This is a genomic window from Curvibacter sp. EU05-FHT14A10, from assembly GCF_058791075.1.
Genome location: NZ_JBYTDE010000006.1, coordinates 46,849 through 62,587 on the forward strand (window position 1 = coordinate 46,849; position 15,739 = coordinate 62,587).

The 15,739-nt window shown below is 65.9% G+C and carries 11 protein-coding genes and 1 pseudogene; 2 read left to right on the forward strand and 10 right to left on the reverse strand.

Annotation, left to right across the window (positions count from 1 at the left end):
• Positions 1 to 9 precede the first annotated feature (9 nt).
• The 7 genes from AC3WUT_RS12970 to AC3WUT_RS13000 form a co-directional block, all read right to left on the reverse strand.
• Positions 10 to 345: an STAS domain-containing protein gene (locus tag AC3WUT_RS12970; RefSeq protein WP_492347488.1), complete on the reverse strand. Its 336-nt coding sequence runs from the start codon at positions 343 to 345 to the stop codon at positions 10 to 12.
• A gap of 10 nt (positions 346 to 355) precedes the next feature.
• Positions 356 to 724: a response regulator gene (locus AC3WUT_RS12975; RefSeq protein WP_492347489.1), complete on the reverse strand. Its 369-nt coding sequence runs from the start codon at positions 722 to 724 to the stop codon at positions 356 to 358.
• Positions 725 to 739: 15 nt separating this feature from the next.
• Positions 740 to 1,894, reverse strand: a complete 1,155-nt coding sequence (locus AC3WUT_RS12980) for a methyl-accepting chemotaxis protein (protein ID WP_492347490.1) — start codon at positions 1,892 to 1,894, stop codon at positions 740 to 742.
• Between the two features lie 133 nt (positions 1,895 to 2,027).
• Positions 2,028 to 5,918, reverse strand: coding sequence for a PAS domain S-box protein (locus tag AC3WUT_RS12985; RefSeq protein ID WP_492347491.1), 3,891 nt, complete (start codon positions 5,916 to 5,918; stop codon positions 2,028 to 2,030).
• A gap of 38 nt (positions 5,919 to 5,956) precedes the next feature.
• On the reverse strand, positions 5,957 to 7,033 hold the full coding sequence (locus AC3WUT_RS12990; protein WP_492347492.1) for an HD-GYP domain-containing protein: 1,077 nt from the start codon (positions 7,031 to 7,033) through the stop codon (positions 5,957 to 5,959).
• A gap of 168 nt (positions 7,034 to 7,201) precedes the next feature.
• Complete coding sequence (locus AC3WUT_RS12995; protein WP_492347493.1) at positions 7,202 to 7,846, reverse strand: response regulator; 645 nt, start codon at positions 7,844 to 7,846, stop codon at positions 7,202 to 7,204.
• Complete coding sequence (locus AC3WUT_RS13000) at positions 7,843 to 11,871, reverse strand: PAS domain-containing sensor histidine kinase (protein WP_492347494.1); 4,029 nt, start codon at positions 11,869 to 11,871, stop codon at positions 7,843 to 7,845. Before AC3WUT_RS13000 ends, AC3WUT_RS12995 begins: the two co-directional genes overlap by 4 nt.
• Positions 11,872 to 12,041: 170 nt before the next feature.
• Between AC3WUT_RS13000 and AC3WUT_RS13005 the strand changes: the two genes are divergently transcribed.
• Entirely contained in the window at positions 12,042 to 12,704 is a 663-nt protein-coding gene (locus AC3WUT_RS13005; protein WP_492347495.1) for a hypothetical protein, read from the forward strand.
• Positions 12,701 to 13,462, forward strand: coding sequence for an oxygen-binding di-iron domain-containing protein (locus tag AC3WUT_RS13010; protein ID WP_492347496.1), 762 nt, complete (start codon positions 12,701 to 12,703; stop codon positions 13,460 to 13,462). Before AC3WUT_RS13005 ends, AC3WUT_RS13010 begins: the two co-directional genes overlap by 4 nt.
• Before the next feature lie 172 nt (positions 13,463 to 13,634).
• Here the strand turns inward: AC3WUT_RS13010 and rbp are convergent.
• The 3 genes and pseudogenes from rbp to AC3WUT_RS13025 all read right to left on the reverse strand — a co-directional run.
• A pseudogene (gene rbp, locus AC3WUT_RS13015) lies at positions 13,635 to 14,030 on the reverse strand (RNA-binding regulator); the annotation flags it as partial.
• A gap of 294 nt (positions 14,031 to 14,324) precedes the next feature.
• Complete coding sequence (locus tag AC3WUT_RS13020) at positions 14,325 to 14,456, reverse strand: hypothetical protein (protein WP_492347497.1); 132 nt, start codon at positions 14,454 to 14,456, stop codon at positions 14,325 to 14,327.
• 54 nt (positions 14,457 to 14,510) lie between these two features.
• Positions 14,511 to 15,698, reverse strand: a complete 1,188-nt coding sequence (locus AC3WUT_RS13025) for a methyl-accepting chemotaxis protein (protein WP_492347498.1) — start codon at positions 15,696 to 15,698, stop codon at positions 14,511 to 14,513.
• Positions 15,699 to 15,739: the final 41 nt, after the last annotated feature.

A 15,739-nucleotide genomic window follows, 5' to 3' on the forward strand; every position in this document is an offset into this window, starting at 1 on the left:
GTCCCTTTCTCAGCGCCGGCCAACGGCCTCGCCATCGGTGCCCGCCAGCGGGTCGCCAAGCCAGTCTGCGAGGTCGTACAGGGCGATCAGCGAAAGCACGGCCGGGCTATGCCCACTCAGGCGCAGTGACTGGCCACCCAGGCGGGCGAAGTTCTTGGCCGCCATCAGCACCTGGAGCCCGGCAGTGTCGAATTCGGTCACCGCCGACAGGTCGAGCTCCAGCTCCGCCTGTTCGCGCAGGCGTTCCAGCAAGGTGCTGCGCAGTTCACCAGCGCTGTAGATGTTGCAGTCGCCCTGCAGGCGCAGGCGCAGCGTGTCAGCACCGGCTTCGGCAATGATGTCCATGCCGCGCTCCTCAGGGCAGGATCAGCTTGGCCACGGCGGCCAGCAGCTGATCGGGGCGGAAGGGCTTGACCACCCAGGCCTTGGCGCCACCCTGCTGGCCTGCCTGCTTTTTGGCCGCATCGGTTTCGGTGGTCAGGATGATCACGGGTGTGAACTTGTAGGCGGGCAGCGCCTTGATGTGGCGCAGCAGGGTCAGCCCGTCCATCTGGGGCATGTTCACGTCGCTGATGACGAGGTGGATCTTGCGACCGTCAAGCTTGCGCAAGGCGTCGTGCCCGTCGGTGGCCTCGACCACCTCGTAGCCTGCGCCGCGCAGCGCCATGCCAACCACCTGGCGCACGCTGATGGAGTCATCCACGATCAAGACTGTCTTTGCCATTGCCTATCCGCTCCCTCAGAAAAAAGTGATCTCTTCGCCGGCCGGTGCGGACGCGACAGCGCCGCCACCCTGGCCGTGGTTGTCCAGTTGGTCCTGCATCGTGTAACTGCTCCGCGATTGGTCCAGCCAGGCCTGCGGGTCCAACCGTGTGTCGGGGTGCAGGGCCCGGGACTGCAGGTCAGACTCCAGCCGCTGCAGGTCGCCTTGCACGTGGCGCAGGATCTGGCCCGTGCGGTCCTGGAACTGCAGCGCCACCATCACCTCGCTGATGTCGCCGTCGATGGCCGAGGTCTCGTGCTGCAGCACGTCGTTGCGCTGCTCCAGTTGTTGAACCGCGCCACGCAATTGGGTCAGCACGCCTTCGATCGTGGCCTCGGAGCTTTGCAGCAATTGCTTGTCCCGTTCTGCAAATCGGTCCGAGGCCTCGATGATCTGGCCAATGGCCTGGCCCACCGAGCCGACCTTGCTGGTGATCTGGCGGCCGGTGTCCGCCGACAGGGCTGACAGGCGCCGCACCTCGTGCGCCACCACCGCGAAACCTCGCCCCTGCTCGCCGGCGCGGGCCGCCTCGATGGCCGCGTTGATGGCCAGAAGATTGGTCTGGTGGGCGATTGAGCCGACCAGTTCTGCCATCTCGCGCAGCTCGGTGGCAATACCGCCCAGGCCTTGGATGCCTGAAAGCATCTCTTCCTTGGCTTGCATCGCCAGTTGCAGGCCGCTGGCCATCTGGCGCAGTTCGCTCTGGGCTGAGGCGAACACGGCCGCGCTGCCCCCGTCTTCGCCACCGGTCTGGGTAAACAGGCCCAGTGTCTGCTGCAGGCGCTCCTTGATGGCGCCGAACTGGCGTGCCAGTGCGCCGATGGCCACCTCGCTTTGCGAGGCCGAACTGTCGATCTGTCGGCTCCAGATCGGCAGGGCCTGCGCACAAAGGGATTCCAGGTCCCGCAAGAGCTCTTGTGCCAGCGGGGGCGGTGGGGGTTGGCGCAGCACCCGCCAGCCTCCGCCCACGCCGAGCAGGCCCATCAGCACGAGGCCCCCTGCCCACAGCGGCCGGCCCAGTTGCAGGCAGGCCAGGGCGCCGATGGCGCCCACGATCAGGGGCCAGGCCAGCCAGGCCAGGGCGCCCGCGCCCAGACCGGGCAGAGTGTTTCGAGAAGGTTCTGGCTTCATGCAACCGATGCTAGGGAGGACCGGTTGGCGGCGCTATAAGGCGAGGGCTTTTCATGTCCTCAGAGCGCGCTGAAATCGCGTCAGTAAAACCTGACCCCGGACCGGGCGAGATGCCGGCCCGGGGCCTCGGGCATCAGGCCTTGTCGCGGCCCAGCATGTCGGCGAGCTTTTCCAGCAGTTCGTGTGAGTCGAAAGGTTTGCGCAGAAAGTGGCGCACTCCCATCTGGCGCGCCGATTCGGCGTCGATGTACTCGCTGTAGCCGGTGCAGATGATCACGCCCAGCGAGGGACACAGCGCCTGGGCGGCCTTGAACAGCGCCACCCCCGACATGCCGGGCATGGTCTGGTCGGTGATCAATGCTGCCGGCGGTGCCGCGCCCTGCCCTGGGCGCAGTGCCTCGCCCAGTGCCGCCAGCGCCTGGCGTGGATCGGCAAAGGCCGACACGGTGAAGCCGTGTTCGCGCAACAGCTCGCTCAGGAACACCAGCACTGCCGGATCGTCGTCGACCACCCAGATAGCCTCGCCGGACACGAACTCGAGTGTCGGGCGTGGCGCCACTTCGTCCACTGGCACATCCTGCGCCGCCGGCAACAGCACCCGCATGGCGGTGCCATGCGGCGTCCTGTCATGCACCTGGATGTGGCCGCCGGCCTTGTGCACCAGGCCCACCACCGAGGACAGCCCCAGGCCGGTGCCTTTGCCCACGCCCTTGGTGGTGAAGAAGGGGTCAAAGATCTTGGGCAGCACCTCGGGTGCAATGCCCGGGCCGTCGTCGGTCACCTCCAGCACCACGAAGCGGCCGTGGGCCATTCCCTGGCAGTTGCTGCAGGATTCCGCAGCCAACTGGGCGTTGAGCAGGCGGATGTCGATGTGGCCGCTGGCCCCCAGCGCATCGCGCGCGTTGATCACCAGATTCATCACGATCTGTTGCACGTCGACCGCCGAGATGCGCACCGCGGGCAGGGAGTGATCGGCCTTGTAGCTCAGCAGGATGCCACTCGGAATGGAGGACTTGAGCATGTCGAACATCTCGCTGACCATGGCGCCGAGTTGGCGCGGCGCCACGTCCTCGGGTTCTTCGGTGCGCACGTAGGCCAGCATCTTGGCGACCAGATCGCGCCCGCGCTCGCTGGTACGCACGATCTCGCGCAAGTAGCCGGCCAGCTTGCCACCAGGATCGCTGACATAGCGCTCCAGCCCCAGACTGGCCAGGCCCATGATGCCAGCCAGCATGTTGTTGAAGTCATGTGCGATGCCGCCCGTGAGGTGACCCAGCGCCTCCAGCTTTTGCGATTGCATCTGCTGCTGTTGAACAGCCTGGCGCTCGGCTTCGATGCGGCGCTGCACCGTGAGGTCTTCGCTGATCGACCACAGATAGGCCTGACCGCCGAGTTCGATGCGAACACCATTGAGGCGTACCGGGACGCGACTGCCGTCGGCGCGAACGTATTCCTTGTCGTAGGGGCCGTAGCGTCCGATGCGTGCCACCATCTTCAGCTGTTCGGCCTCGGCGCGCATGTACTCTGACGGCGTGAGGTCCCAGTACGAAAGGCTTTGCAAGGCCTCGGCGCTGTACCCGGTCAGGGCTCGGTAGGCTTCGTTGAACTCGACCAGGTTGCCGTCGAGTGTGCACAGCGCAATGCCCAGCGGCGACAGCTCGAACAGCGAGCGCAGCTTGTCTTCGCTCTCGAACAGGGCCTGCTCGGCGCGTTTGCGCTCGGTCAGGTCGCGCACGGTTCCAATCATGCGCACCGGCGTGCCCGCGGCATCCCGCAGCAGTTGGCCCCGCGACAACACGTCGACCCAATGGCCGTGCTTGTGGCGCAGCCGGGTTTCGATCTCGAAGCGTTCATCGCTGCGCCCTGCCACCACGTCGCCCAGCGCCAGGTGCAGTGCAAGTGCATCGGCGGGATGGATCAGGCGCGAGGCGGTCTCGGCGTTGACCCTCAGTTCGCCCTCCTGGTAGCCCAGCATTTCCTCGCAGCGTGGCGAAAGATAGACGCTGCCGTCGATCAGGTTGCGGTCCCACAGTCCGTCATTGGTGCCCCGCAATGCCAGTTCAAAGCGCTCCTCGCTCTGCCGCAGTGCCTGTGCGGCAGCACGGCGCTCGGACAGATCGCGCACAAAGACAAAGAAGTGCCCATCGCCCAGCGGCGAGCGGCTGGTGGTGATCTCCACCGGCCAGTGCTCGCCGCTTTTGCGCCGGTGCTGGGTCTCAAAGCGGTCATGACCCGACACCAGTGTGATCTGGATGTGGCGGCTCACATGGCCGGGCTGGTCATCGGCATTGACGTCGGGAATGCGCATGCGCAGCAGTTCGGCGCGGCTGTAGCCCGACATCTGCACATAGGCGTCATTGACCTCGAGAAAGCGGCCGTGTTCGTCACAGATCCAGACGCCATCGAGTGCGGTGTCCATCAGCGCTCGATAGCGCGCCTCGCGCTCGGCAAGTGCTTTTTGTACCTGCACCCGCTCGCTGATGTCACGCATGAAGCCGATGAACACCGAGCCTTCGCTCAGGCGGGCCTCGCCGACGGTGAGTTGCACGTGCAGTTCGCGCCCGTCGCGCCTGCGCGCCTGCATGTCACGGCCCACGCCAATGATGTGGCGTTCACCCGTGTCCATGTAGTGCTGCACAAAGCCGTCATGCTGGCGCGCCACCCCGTCGGGCATCAGCAGGTTGACATTGGCGCCCAGCAGTTCGTCGCTGCTGAAGCCAAACATTCGTTCCACCGCGTGGTTGACCATCTGGATGTGGCCCTGCGCGTCGATCACCACGACGGCGTCGGGGGCCGAGCTCAGGAGGGCTCGCATGCGTTCTTCGCTGGCGATCAGTTCCCGCTCGACCCGATGCCGCTCGGTGATGTCGTCGCCCAGGATCACAAACCCGTTCAGGTGGCCTTGTGAGCCCCGCATCGGTGTCACGCTGCGATCATCGAGGTAGATGCTGCCGTTGTGGCGCCGCACCTGAACCTGTCCCTTCCAGGGCTGGGCCTGGATCATCGCCTCACGCATCTGGGCCCAGGCCTGCTCGTCGCCAGCCACCCGCAGCACGTCGAACGCGCGACCCAGCAAGGCCTGGGCTTCGTAGCCGGTGACCTGTACAAAGGCCGGGTTCATCCAGACGATGGTGCCGTCCTCATCACAGATCAGGGCCGGGTTGAGTGTGGCTTGCAAGGCGTCGGCAATGCCGCCGGCCGCTTGCAGCGGCTGGCGCACGGCCAGCAGGTAGGCCGCGCGGGTCAGGTAGCCATAGGCCGCGATCTTGGCGATGTGCCCCAGTGCATTGAAGATGTCCGTCGGGCTGCTGTAGGTGGCAAAGCAGCCTTCGGCGATGGCCGAGAGGACCGCCGCGATGGCCATGGCCGTCATCGGTACGCCAGCGCCGCGGCGGCCGAGGTATTCCAGGCGCAGGGCCGTTGCCAGCAGCAGTGCGATCAGGGCCATTTCGCTACCGACCTTGGCGGCGGTCAGGCCCTGGCCGGATTCGAAGGTGCGCGGCAGCAGATCGGGCCAGAAGAGGATCAGGGCGCTGCTGAGCGTGACCAGACAGGCCACCAGGCCCAGCGACAGGCGTGGGTATCCGCGTTGCGCGCGTGTGGCTGGCGGGGTGATGGCCATCACCACCAGGCCGAAGGCCACCAGCGCACGCCCGGCCAGCCAGAAGGCGATGCTTTTTTCCACCCCCGAAGGGGTCACCAGAGGCGGCATGCCGTCATAGGACAGCATGTGAAGGAAGTCCAGCACAGCTGCTCCACCCATCACGGCCGCCAGCAGCACGGAGGCAGGCCGGCGGGGGCTGTCGGGGGCCATCCAGAGCAGGCCGAAGCTCAGCGAGGCCAGGACCACCGCCACAACTTCCGCGCTGGTATGGGCGGCCAGAAAGCCCATTCGGGCAAATTGGGGCAGGGCACTCAGCGAGGTCTGCTCCAGCAGCCAGACCAGGGGGATCAGCACCAGCAGGGGCAGGGCGCGCCGCCATTCGGCACGGGAGTTGGCAACAAAGACTTGGAAGGTCGGCATGGATGGCTAAAAGTCGAGGAAAGCGGGCCGCACGGGCTTCAGTTGCGGCGTGTCATGCTGGCATACAGCCGCACACCCAGGTCGTCGTTGGCCGGATCGGCCTGTGGCGTGCTCATGCTGGCCAGTTCGGGGCGCCGCTGCACCAGGTCGAGGAAGCGGCGCGTCATGTAGGGGTCACGCCAGCCGCGTTCGGCCTCCTCAGCCAGGATGGCCGATGCGTGCTCGGAGCTCATGCCCTCTTTGTAGGGGCGTGGCGATATCAGCGCGTCGTGGATGTCGACCAGCTGGAACACCCGCGCCAGCAAGGGAATGGATTCACCGGCCAGGCCGTCGGGATAGCCGCTGCCGTCCCAGCGCTCGTGGTGGTGCCGGATGATCGGCGCGGTGAGGCGCATGCTCTTGAGCTGCGACACCAGTTGGTGGCCGATGGTGGTGTGTTCCCGCATCACAACCCATTCTTCTGGCGTGAGGTGGCCTGGCTTGAGCAGGATCGCGTCCGGGATACCGAGCTTGCCAATGTCGTGCAGCACGCCGCCGCGGCGCAGCGCCATCAGCTCGGCCGCTGACAGGCCCAGCTCCAGTCCCAGCAACACGGCCTTGTGCGCCAGGCGTGAGCAGTGATCGCCGGTGTTTTCGTCCTTGGCCTCGACCATGCGGGCCAGGGCGAACAGGGTGGATTCCGTGCTGTCGAGCTGGTCGGTGATGCGCTTGCGATGCACCGCAGCCTGCACGCGGGCGCGCAACTCCATCGGGAGGTAGGGCTTGCGCAACAGGTCGTCAGCACCTGAAGACAGGCCGCCCATCAAGTCTTCGGCCGCCGTGCTGCCGGTGATCATCAGGATGGGCTGCACCGCCAGGCCGAGCTCACCACGGACCCGGCGGCAGAACTCGTCGCCGTCCATGCCGGGCATGCGACGGTCGGTCAGCACCACGTCGAATTCGGCCCGGCGCAGCCAGTCCAGGCCATCCAGGCCGCCCGGTGCATAGGTGAGATGGTATTGCGGCGGCTCCAGGATCTCCTCGATCAGCAGTCGTTGCAGCGGATCGTCGTCGATCATCAGCACCCGATAGGGATACTCGCCCGACAGCCGGCGAATGAGTTCGTTCTGATCCATGGGCATTCCTGGGGTTTAGGGCTGGGGACCTGATGTGCGCACAGGGCCGCCATGCGGCACGCTACAACATCCGATGCTGCCTGAGCCTGCCGGGGTGGTCTGTCGGGGCTGGCCTCACGCCCCGTTCAGTCATGCCGGATTCGCTGTCGGGAAATCCTGACCCCGGCCTCAGTGGCTGGTGATGCCATGGCGCAGGGCGTACTTGAGCAGGTCGGCATTGGTCTGCAACGCCAGCTTCTGCATCAAGCGCATCTTGTGGGTGCTCACCGTCTTCGGGCTCAGGTGCAGGGCGTCGGCGATCAGGCCCAGGGGCTGGCCGGCGGCAATGCGCTCCAGAACCTGCAGTTCGCGCGGCGACAGCTGTTCATGCGGAGAGTCGGAGCCCGGGTTGAGGGCGCCGTGGAAGACCACAGAATCGACCAGGGCCGGATCAATGTAGCGGCCTTTGGCCGCCACTTTGCGCACCGCGCCGATCAGGGCGCTGGGCTCGCAGTCCTTGGTCACGTAGCCGGCCGCGCCGGCGCGCAGCACCCGGGCCACGATCTGCGCCTCAACGTGCATGGACAGCACCAGCACCGGCAGGTCCGGGTGATCGAGCTGAAGCCGCTTGATCAGGTCAACCCCGCTCAGGCCGGGCATGGACAGGTCGAGCAGCACCACGTCGGCACGGGTGTGGCGCAGCAACTCCAGCAGCGCATGGCCATCGGCGGCCTCGCCGGCCACCCGCAGGTTGGGGGCACTGCTGAGGAGCTGGCGCAAACCGCTGCGCACGATGCTGTGGTCGTCGGTGACGATGACGTCGATCGGGTTCATGAATCCAGACTCCTGCCGATGTTGTAGCTGATGTCGATGAGGGTGCCGCCGGAGCCGGACTCGATTTGCAGCCGGGCGCCCAGCGCGTGCATGCGCTCGCGCATGCCCAGCAGGCCCAGGCCGCCGCCACGGCGCGCAGCCACCTCGGCCAGGTCGAAGCCGCAGCCGTTGTCGCTCACGCACAGGCGCAGTTGTCCCGACTCGCAGGACAGTGCAATCACCACCTCAGTGGCGCGCGCGTACTTTGCGATATTGGTCAATGATTCTTGCACGGCCCTGAACAGGGCCAGTGAGGCTGCCTCGGACAAGCTGCTCAGGTCCCCTTCCTCCGCGCGCGGCAACTGCAACTCGCACCGGGTTTCCCAGCGCAGCGAGAAGTCTTCGGCCAGCCACTCGATGGCGGCCACCAGGCCGAGGTCCAGCGCCGCCGGTCGCAGATTGGAGGCGATGTGGCGCACCACCTCGGTCATGGTGACCATGGTCTCGCGCATCTGGGCGGCGCGCTGGGCGCTGGCGCCCCCGGGTTCCAACTGGCCGCGCAGCATCGACAGGTCCATTCGCAGCGCCGTCAGCAACTGGCCCAGCTCGTCATGGACCTCGCGCGCGATGCGCTTGCGCTCCTGCTCGATCACCTCGCTCTCGTAGGCCACCAGTTCGCGCAGCCGCTCGCGCGAATCGCGCAGTTCAGATTCGATGCGCTTGCGCTCGCTGATGTCCTGCATTGTTCCGCTCATGCTCATCGCCCCTTGTGCGCGCTGTACTGTGCCGTGCATGTGCACGATCAACTCGGGGCCTCCGCTGCGGATCAGGCGCATGTCCAGTGCCAGGCCCCCACCATGGCGCCACGCCTGATCCAATGCCTTGGCCAGGCTTGTTCGGTCATCCGGGTGCACGTGGGCCAGCAATTGCTCACGCGAGAGTTCGCGGGAGGCGGCCAGGCTCTTGTCCAACATGCGCAGCATCTGATCCGAGCAGCTGAACTGGCCACTTTCCCTGTCCCACTGCCAGTCACCGATGCCGGCCAGCTTCTGCGCCGCTGCCAGGCGCAGGTGGTTGCTGGCCAGCTCTTCGGCATTGCGGCGTCGCTCATCCACATCGAGCACCTGCACCAGCACGCGGTCTTCCTCGCCCAGGGTCGCTGGCAGTCGGCACACGATCAGCAAGGTCCAGCCCAGGCTGCCCCCCACCCGGTGCATGCGATGTTCGCTCACATAGGTCGGCAGTTCACCACGCGCTACGCGCGCGATCAGGTTCTTCTGCAACAGAGCATCGTCGGGCTCCAGGCAGCTGTGCAGCACATCGGCCCCAGCGTCCGGTCCGATCAACAGGTTCCAGGCCAGGTTGTGGCGGAGCACCCGGCCAACGGCATCACACAGTGCCACGCCGACCACGCCAGCGTCCAGGATGCGCTCCAGCAGGTCATGTGCGGCGCGGGCTGCCAGCTCGCTGCGGCGTAGCGAGCTCAGGTCCTCGTCGATCGCGATGGCGCCGATCACCTCGCCTTGCGGGTCGAACATCGGGCTGGCGGTGGTCAGCAGGCTGCGCCGTTCGCCCGGTGTACGGTCAAAGTCGACCAGTCCGCTGTCAAGCGTGCCGCGCAGCACCACTGCGCGGCGCATCAGCGAGTCGTGTTGTATCGGCAGCGCTCCGGAACCGCGCCAGTCGGGCGTCTGCTGTGCCGAGTCGCCCAGCCACAACTGCCGGGCGGCCGGGTTGGTCTGTGTTGTCTGGCCGTGCAGATCGCCGATCCACACGCCCACCGGCAACGCGTCCAGCACGGCGCGCAGGTGCAAAGCGTGGCGAGTGGCGGTCTGCTCTGCATTCTTGAGCGCGCTGATGTCTTGTACGCTGACGACGAAGTGCAGCAGTGCGCCCGAGTCATCCCGCACCGCCGAGATGCTTACCAGGGTCGGGATCTCGCTGCCGTCACGGCGCAGGTGGCGCATTTCACCCTGGACACTGCCTCCCAGCTCGGCCCCGCGCCGCAGGCGTGTCATGGTTTCCCAGTGCGAAACCGGCACGTGCTGGCGCACTGGCTGGCCTACCAGTTCCTCGGGGCGGTAGCCCAGCATGCGGGCATAGGCAGGATTGACCAGTTCCAGCACCGGCCTCGGGCCGACCGAGCCAATCACCACGCCCCAGCCCGAGTCCTCGAACACGCGAGTCCAGCGCCGCATGGTGCGCGCAGCGTCCAACTCAGCGCGAAGATCGCGCAGCATGACCAAGATGCCGCGCCGCCCGAGCAAGGTGTAGCTTGCCAGCAGCACCTCAACCGGAACACGCGTGCTGTCTGCCGTCAGCAGATCCAGGTTGTGGCTTTGTGAGGTGCCGTCTGCCAGGGGGCTGAGGTCGATGCGGCGTGGCCAGTCGGGCAGCACTCCAGCCACCGGCAGGCCCAGCCAATGCGACGCCGGCGCTCCGAGCAAACGCTCGGCCGCCGGATTCACTCGGATCACGCGCTGTTGGGCATCCAGCACCAGCGTGGCCAGTGGCAGGTGGTGCAGCGTGGCCTGAGACTGGGCATGGGACAGGTAGAGCTGGCGCAGCCGCGGCAACTGGCGCCAGTAGCTCCATGCGGCTCCGAGCAATGCCAGGCCACTGAGCAGCAGCATGGCCAGCAACATGGGCCCACCCACAGCGCGGAACAGGCTTGCGGCGCCGACACGCAGCATCAGGTAGCTGCCTTCGTCGCCGATCGGCGCCAGTGCCCCCAGGCCCAGGCGCTGACCCTCACTCGACAATTCGACCAGGCGGTGGCCCTGCTCGCGCCAGCCTGGCGCTGCAACGGTGAAGCGTTCGGCGGCAGCCGGTGCACCATCGCTGCCCGGATCAAACTCCGAGCATAAAAGAAGGTCTTGCTCACCGGCCTGGCAGATCAGCAAGGGCTGCCGCAGCTGTCGATCACTCTCCGTTCGGGCTTCGCCCGTTTCGGACCACAGTTGCAGCTGCACTTGCAGACCACTTTGGCGCCCCTTGGCGGGCAGCTCGATGCGTACCCGGCCATTGGTCAGTACGCTGGCCGTGAGTTCCGCCGTGCGCAGAACCGGTGCTGCGGTGGCCCAGTGTCGACGGACTGCCTCTCGGGCGTCTGCTGCCAGTTCGATGTGCTCACCCTGGCTCTGCAGCGTGCGGAGAAAACCGCCCCGATCCCAGCCCACAGTGGTGGTGGCGGCAGGTTGTGCCCAGGCTTGCTGGTAAGCCCCCGAAACCAGGGCGGCGGCTCGCCCCACGTGGCGTTCCAGCACCCGGGCCTGGCGTTCGGCCCGGGCTCGCAGGCCCTCGGTCAGCAGGTCGGCCGACTGCGCCGACACCACCGCCGCGGCGGCCAGGCCAGCCAGCACGCTGGTGGTCAGCAACAAGCCCAGATTGCGCGCGAACACCCAGCGGTAGCCCTGGTCGGGCGCGGACCGGCCTTGGCGGTCGATTTCGCCCAAGGCGATCATCACCAGCGCCAGACCGAACCACAGCAGCGCCAGCAGCACCGGCAGGCTGAACAGCAGCGAGGCCCCGGGGACGTCGCCGAAGACCAGCCAGCAGGTGAGGGTGAAAACGGCCAGGGCACTGTCGCCCATGCTGAGCAGGGCCAGCAAAGACAGCGCCACGCTCAGCCGGGTGTGGCCCGGGCGCTGCAAAGCCCAGGCGGCCAGGCCACTGAGCAGCAGCCAACCTGCCAGCACATAACGACCGGCCATCGAGACCCCATCGACCACGCTGTTGGATAGCAAGACGGCGCTGTCCAGCCGCAAGCCCCATTCCAGCAACATCAGCCCGACCAGGCCCAGGCCGGCCTGGATCGCAAGGGCCGCGAGGCGCGGCGCGTGCGGGCGCAACACCTGGGCCAGCGGAGGCAGGCCGAGCGCCAGCAAGGACACCGGATTCAGTTCGGGTGCCGCCAGCGCGGGCCACAGCGTGCGCAGTGACGTGCTCAGCTGGAGCAGCATCAGCACCACGATCCAGAGCAACGCGGCCCAGGCCCCGATGTGACCGAGCCGGCCCAGCAGGGACATCTTTCGCAGGTCGAACACTCGCGCCACTCGCTTATCTATTTGTTAGCAAAAGTGTCAATTATGTCGCCCACCAGAGCGACTGAGTGACCCCATGCTCAGGCTTTCCTGAGTCGGAATCAGAGCGGGCTGAGGCTCGAATCAGTGCCGCACCGATACCGTTCGCCAGCGGGTGTCCCTAGGATGCTGTCATGTTTGATCCATCTGCCGTCCCCCGGCCCAGCCCGGCCCGGGCTGCCCAGGCCCCTGACCTGCCGACGGCGGACAGCCAGCGCCGGCTCGAGGCTGTGGTGCAGCTTGGCCTGTGCACCCAGCGCGTGGCTGAAGGTGCTGCCGCGGTCGATCTGGCGGCGCTCAACGCCATGCTGAGCGCGCATCAGGCCCGTCGCAAGGCACGCGGCTTTCGCACCGCGGCCGCACAGATGCGGGTTTTCTCGACCGAATTGGCCAGCCTGATGTTGCGTGTGGCCGCCGCCGTGGCCGAGTTGAGCGACGAGGTAGGGCGGCTGTGCCAGCGTGGGCGCCTGGAAGGCCAGTTGCGCCAGGCCGCGGCTGGTCTCGAACGGCCTGATGCGCGGCTGGTGGCGCTCGTGAGCGTCATGAACCGCGACGCGGCCCTGACCCGCGAGCGCCTGGGCCGACAACGTCAGGGCCTGAACCATGCGGTGGCTCGGGCCCTGCACTTGTGCGACGCCGGACGCAATCTGGCGCGCTGCGCCCTCATCGAAGCGGCCCATGCCGAAGACATGGCCCCCCAATTGACCCAGGTGGCGATCGACCTGGGCCAGGCCGTCGCCGGCATCATCGACGTGCTGGGCGGCATGAAAACACCTCTGGAGAATCTGGCGTCATGAAGCGAATGGAAACCCTTTTTGAGCAAGGCCCGCACCGCTGGGCGGTGATCGCGCGAGATCCGGAGCGCGCTTCGGCCCTGATCGACACCAACGAATACCTGGTCAGCCACGGGCGCGAGTCCTTGCTGACCGACCCGGGTGGCATGGAGATCTTCCCGGCCGTGTTCGCAGCGCTGGCCAATGGCGCTGACGCCAGCACGTTGCGCTGGATCTTCTCTTCGCACCAGGATCCCGACGTGGTCAGCTCGCTGGCCTTGTGGCTGGAGTTCAACCCGGCGCTCAAGTGCTATGCCTCGAAGATCTGGCATACCTTCTTGCCGCATTACGGCGGTGATGCGGACACTTTCATCTGCCTGCCAGACGAGGGCCAAACGCTGCAGCTGGGCACCCTCACGCTGCAGGCAATGCCGGCGCACTACCTGCATTCGTCTGGGAATTTCCATCTGCATGATCCGGTGGCCCGCATCCTGTTCACGGGTGACGTGGGTGCGGCCATGCTGCCGCCCGAGGAAGACACCCTGTTTGTGCAGGACTTCGATCGACACTGCCGCTATGCGCGTGGCTTCCACCAGCGTTGGATGGGTTCGCGCGAGGCTGTGCTGGACTGGTGCGAGCGTGCTAGCGCGCTGGGCCTGGACATGCTGTGCCCGCAGCACGGTTCAATCTACCAGGGCGCTGATGTACAGCGCTTCATCAACTGGTTTTCCGAGCTTGAGGTTGGCACCGGGCTGGGGCGACGCGCTCTGGCGTCAGCCTGAGACCCCAATCCTGACAGGAGTGCGGGTCGGGATTGCTGAATTGCCCGTGCCGGCTTGGGTTGGGGGCGCCCCGAATGCGGCCCATTCGATACCGTACAGACGAAAAAATACCCCTGCTAGAGGGGTATCTTCAATTCACAGGCCATAGGCCTGGTGTGAATTAGTAGCTGTTGCCGCCGCCGTAGCCGCCGCCGCCGCCGTTACGGCCACCGCCGTAACCGCCGCCGCCGCCACCACCGTAGCCGCCGCCACCGCTGCGGCCACCGCCGTAGCCGCCGCCACCACCGCCGCCAAAGCCACCGCTACGGGGCGGGCGGGGTTCCATCGGACGGGCTTCGTTCACAGTGATGCTGCGGCCACCCAGGGATTGTTCGTTCATGCCGTTGATGGCGGCTTGCGCTTCAGCGTCGCTGCCCATTTCGACAAAGCCGAAGCCCTTCGAACGGCCGGTGTCACGTTCCATCATGACCTTGGCGCTGGTGACAGTGCCGAATTCGCTGAAAGCTTGTTCCAGATCGTTGTCACGAACCTGATAAGGCAGGTTGCCGACATACAGTTTGTTGCCCATTTTGGGACTCCTAAAAAACACATTGACAAAGCGATGGAGTCCCGAAAAACGCACAAATCAGACGAAAACCTGGCCATTCACCGCAAGCTGCTTGGATTAAAAATCCGCGCCAACCGATTAAACGCGCATACGGCACCAAAAAACCATCAACCGGGGGTCGCACACCTTTTTTTTTTTCATTCCATGATTTTCAACAGGGTTTGTGGATGGAAAAAGACGAAAACGCACTGAATTGGGGCGGTTGGGCTTGGCAAGGCCACGGCGTGGGGGCCCCAATCCACCGTGTTGGCCGCCTCAGGCGCTCAGCACGGCCCGGAATGCGCCCTGTTGGGCCACCACCCGAAACGCCAGGCCGTTGCTCACTTGCAGGGCCATCACCTTGATGGTGTTGGCGGTTGGGTCGGAGTCGCCTGAGCGGTGCCGCACGCCATGTGGTCATGAACTCTGACGCTCATCCCTTGTGGGATTCGGCATCGCCAGTCATGAGGTCACGGCGCCCTCAAGCGCTTGCGAGGATTCATGCGGGCTGATGGCCGGCCCCCCGATTGTCGGTACGGCGACGCGCAGCTTGAAGACGCCCACGGTGTGCAACAGACTCTTCGATTGCTCGTCCAGGGAGCTGGCGGCCGCAGCGATCTCCTCCACAAATGCAGAGTTCTGCTGCGTGGTCTGGTCCATCAGCCGGACCGCTTCATGGATCTGATCGATGTTCAGGCTTTGCTCGGACGAGGAACTGGCAATGCTCGCCGTGAGTTCAGTCACTTGTTTCACGGAGGCCTGGATCTTCTCAACCAGGGTCTGGACCTGTTGCGCCTGTTGCGCCCCATCCCGGATATCGGACACCGACGTGGCGATGACGTTCTTGATGTCCTGGGCTGCGCTGGCAGAGCGCTGGGCCAGGTTGCGCACCTCTGCTGCCACCACCGCGAAGCCCCGTCCCTGCTCTCCGGCGCGGGCTGCTTCGACGGCCGCGTTCAAGGCCAGGATGTTGGTCTGGAAGGCGATGCCTTCGATCACGCTGGTGATCTCCGTGATCGTCTCCGAATTGCCACTCAGGCTGTCCAGCGTGTTCTTCATCTGGTGGGCCGCCGTCCAACCTTGTTGGGTGAGGTGCTGGGCCGCCTCTGCCAAGCCGCAAACCGCCTGGGCCCGAGCGGCATTCGTTTTGACAGCTTCGGCAACGTGACTCATGCTGGCCGAGGTCTGCTCCAGGGCCGCTGCCTGTTGCTCTGTCCGGACAGAGAGGTCCAGGTTGCCGGCCGAGATCTCCTGAGTCGCAAGGCTCACACATTCGGTGGCCGTCCGGATGCGTGCCAGGGCCTGTTCCAGGCTGTCCAGAAGCCGGTCGAAGGCTTTGGCCGAGGTGCCGAACTCGTCTGGTCGCGGGCTGTTGGCGCGCATGCGGAGGTCCAGCGATTCGGTCAAGGCCTTGAACTTGAGGCCCTGGCGGTTCAGGCCGCCGCAGATGACCCGGTCGAAGTGGTGGCCCGCCACCAAACAGATCAGTACCGAGACCCATTGCGGGGCGCGGCTGAAGTTGCCCAGGAACGACCCGTTGGCCGAAACGGTGGTGGTGTCCGCCAACAGATCCGCCAACAGTCCGGCGATCTGCGTCACGATCAACAACCCGAAGGTGAGGATGATCTTGGCTCGGATGGTGAGGCTCATGTCAGCACCTCTGCGCGTGAACGAATGGCAAGACGGCCATG